Source organism: Streptomyces ipomoeae 91-03, from assembly GCF_000317595.1.
GTDB lineage: Bacteria > Actinomycetota > Actinomycetes > Streptomycetales > Streptomycetaceae > Streptomyces > Streptomyces ipomoeae.
The window spans coordinates 1-2,432 of sequence record NZ_AEJC01000111.1 but is presented as its reverse complement, the minus strand read 5'-3'; the positions used below and the strand labels follow the sequence as shown (position 1 = coordinate 2,432).

The 2,432-nt window shown below is 68.8% G+C and carries 3 protein-coding genes; all 3 read left to right on the top strand.

All coding sequences use genetic code 11. The features are described from left to right. The first annotated feature begins 58 nt into the window (after positions 1 to 58). The 3 genes from pdxS (at position 59) to STRIP9103_RS07335 (ending at position 2,419) form a co-directional block, all read left to right on the top strand. Entirely contained in the window at positions 59 to 976 is a 918-nt protein-coding gene (gene pdxS, locus STRIP9103_RS07345) for a pyridoxal 5'-phosphate synthase lyase subunit PdxS (protein WP_009302167.1), read from the top strand. A 6-nt stretch (positions 977 to 982) separates the two neighbouring features. Further along, positions 983 to 1,591: a pyridoxal 5'-phosphate synthase glutaminase subunit PdxT gene (gene pdxT / locus STRIP9103_RS07340; protein ID WP_048819866.1), complete on the top strand. Its 609-nt coding sequence runs from the start codon at positions 983 to 985 to the stop codon at positions 1,589 to 1,591. Between the two features lie 75 nt (positions 1,592 to 1,666). Next, positions 1,667 to 2,419, top strand: a complete 753-nt coding sequence (locus tag STRIP9103_RS07335; RefSeq protein WP_009302168.1) for a YebC/PmpR family DNA-binding transcriptional regulator — start codon at positions 1,667 to 1,669, stop codon at positions 2,417 to 2,419. Positions 2,420 to 2,432 lie beyond the last annotated feature (13 nt).

Sequence of the window (2,432 nt, the reverse complement as noted above, 5' to 3'; positions counted from 1 at the left end):
CCCCTCCCGTTTCCTCGGTATTCGCAGAAACCTTCTTCCCCCGAGTGAGGTCAACCCCGTGTCCAGCACGCTCTCGAACTCCTCCGCCCCGACCCCCGAGACCGGCACCGCCCGCGTGAAGCGCGGCATGGCCGAGCAGCTCAAGGGCGGCGTGATCATGGACGTCGTCACCCCGGAGCAGGCGAAGATCGCCGAGGACGCGGGCGCGGTCGCGGTCATGGCCCTGGAGCGGGTCCCGGCCGACATCCGCAAGGACGGCGGCGTGGCCCGTATGTCCGACCCCGACATGATCGAGGGCATCATCGAGGCCGTCTCGATCCCCGTCATGGCCAAGTCCCGCATCGGCCACTTCGTCGAGGCCCAGGTCCTGCAGTCCCTCGGCGTCGACTACATCGACGAGTCCGAGGTCCTCACCCCGGCCGACGAGGTCAACCACTCCGACAAGTGGGCCTTCACCACCCCCTTCGTCTGCGGCGCCACCAACCTCGGCGAGGCCCTGCGCCGCATAGCCGAGGGCGCCGCCATGATCCGCTCCAAGGGCGAGGCCGGCACCGGCAACGTCGTCGAGGCCGTCCGCCACCTGCGCCAGATCAAGAACGAGATCGCCAGGCTGCGCGGCTTCGACAACCACGAGCTGTACGCCGCAGCCAAGGAGCTGCGCGCCCCGTACGAGCTGGTCAAGGAGGTCGCCGAGCTGGGCAAGCTCCCGGTGGTCCTCTTCTCCGCCGGCGGCGTCGCCACCCCGGCCGACGCCGCTCTGATGCGCCAGCTCGGAGCCGAGGGCGTCTTCGTCGGCTCCGGCATCTTCAAGTCCGGCGACCCGGCCAAGCGCGCCGCCGCCATCGTGAAGGCCACCACCTTCTACGACGACCCGAAGATCATCGCGGACGCCTCCCGCAACCTGGGCGAGGCCATGGTCGGCATCAACTGCGACACCCTCCCCGAGGCCGAGCGCTACGCGAACCGGGGCTGGTAAGCACCCATGAGCAACACCCCCGTGATCGGTGTCCTGGCCCTCCAGGGCGACGTACGGGAGCACCTCATCGCCCTGGCCGCGGCCGACGCCGTGGCCAGGCCGGTGCGGCGCCCCGAGGAACTCGCCGAGGTGGACGGCCTCGTCATCCCCGGCGGCGAGTCCACCACCATCTCCAAGCTGGCCGTCCTCTTCGGCTTGATGGACCCCCTACGCGCGCGCGTGCACGACGGCATGCCCGTGTACGGCACCTGTGCCGGCCTGATCATGCTCGCCGACAAGATCCTCGACCCGCGCTCGGGCCAGGAGACCATCGGCGGCATCGACATGATCGTGCGCCGCAACGCCTTCGGCCGCCAGAACGAGTCCTTCGAAGCCTCGGTGGACGTCGAGGGCGTGGCGGGCGATCCTGTGGAGGGCGTCTTCATCCGCGCCCCCTGGGTCGAGTCCGTCGGTGCCGAGACCGAGGTGCTCGCCGAGTACGACGGCCACATCGTCGCCGTACGCCAGGGCAATGCCCTCGCCACGTCGTTCCACCCGGAGCTGACCGGCGACCACCGGCTGCACGCGCTGTTCGTCGAGATGGTGCACGCGAGCCGGGCGTCGGAGTCCTTGTAGGATCTCCGGGGGTCCCCCAGCCGTTCAGGTCTGGGGAGTTCGTTGCAGGATGGGTTACGCGAAGGAGACAGGCAGATGTCCGGCCACTCTAAATGGGCCACGACGAAGCACAAGAAGGCCGTGATCGACGCCAAGCGCGGCAAGCTCTTCGCGAAGCTGATCAAGAACATCGAGGTCGCGGCGCGCATGGGCGGCGCCGACCCGGACGGCAACCCGACGCTGTACGACGCCATCCAGAAGGCGAAGAAGTCGTCGGTCCCGAACAAGAACATCGACTCCGCGGTCAAGCGCGGTGCCGGCCTGGAGGCCGGTGGCGCCGACTACGAGACGATCATGTACGAGGGCTACGGCCCGAACGGTGTCGCGGTGCTCATCGAGTGCCTCACCGACAACCGCAACCGCGCCGCCTCCGACGTCCGTGTCGCCATGACCCGCAACGGCGGCTCCATGGCCGACCCGGGCTCCGTCTCGTACCTCTTCAACCGCAAGGGCGTCGTCATCGTCCCCAAGGGCGAGCTGACCGAGGACGACGTGCTCGGCGCGGTCCTGGACGCGGGCGCCGAGGAGGTCAACGACCTGGGCGAGTCCTTCGAGGTGCTCAGCGAGGCCACCGACCTGGTCGCGGTCCGCACCGCCCTCCAGGAGGCCGGCATCGACTACGACTCCGCCGAGGCCAACTTCGTCCCGACCATGCAGATCGAGCTGGACGAGGAGGGCGCCAAGAAGATCTTCAAGCTGATCGACGCCCTTGAGGACAGCGACGACGTGCAGAACGTCTTCGCCAACTTCGACGTGAGCGACGACGTCATGGCGAAGGTCGACGCGTAGCGCTCCGCGAGCA